The sequence below is a fragment of the Vibrio sp. Y176 genome, from assembly GCF_033438945.1.
This window is the reverse complement of record NZ_JAWOQS010000493.1, coordinates 1-720: the sequence shown is the minus strand read 5'-3', so window position 1 is coordinate 720 and position 720 is coordinate 1. Positions and strand designations below refer to the sequence as shown.

The following is a 720-nucleotide window of genomic DNA, read 5'->3' as shown; positions in this document are numbered from 1 at the left end:
CAACTTGCCTGTATGCTCAGAAAACACCAAATACTGCGGCGCAAAAAATCGCTTCGCATAGTAGTGCAACTGCTTCCAACGGCCACTGTACTCCAAGCTTGACCAAGAACTGACGGGCCAGTTGTCATTGAGCTGCCAATACAGCATCCCGCGACAAATTGGAGAAATCGCGCGCCAGTGATCACACGCGGTTTTGATGGCGATCGCTTGTTGCACCTGGCTCAAATACAACATCTGCTCAAAGCCCGATGGAAAACGGAAGTAACGAGTAAACATCTCAGTGATGATGCTGTTACCACGTGGATTCTTTTGGTGTTGCTCGAACGTTGGTGAAGTGATGTTCCAGTCTCGCTCGGGTACAAACTGCTTCACCTCCGCGAAAGACGGCCAAGATTGGAAGCCAAATTCAGAGCAAAAACGCGGGTTAATGTTTAGATACGCGCTAAATGATTTACCCGAATGCCATACATCCCAAAAGTGCATGTCGCCTTTACTATCGTCGTGCCATGCGTCACCAAAATCCAACTCGCCATTGCAGGGAGAGCTCGGCCAAAAGCGGCGCGAATCATCTTGCTGAGTAATCACTTGTTCAATCATGCGATTGAGGCGGTCATAATTGACGGTGTATTTCACTTTGTTGTGCTTAGATTCGTCATACCAACCAATGGCACCAATCACTTCGTTATCGCCACACCAAAGTGCAATGGAAGGATGCGCTTT

1 pseudogene is annotated in these 720 nt (G+C 48.3%); it reads right to left on the bottom strand.

What is annotated here, in order from left to right:
• Positions 1–720 (bottom strand): annotated as a pseudogene (locus R7O13_RS26910) (glycoside hydrolase family 2 protein); the annotation flags it as partial.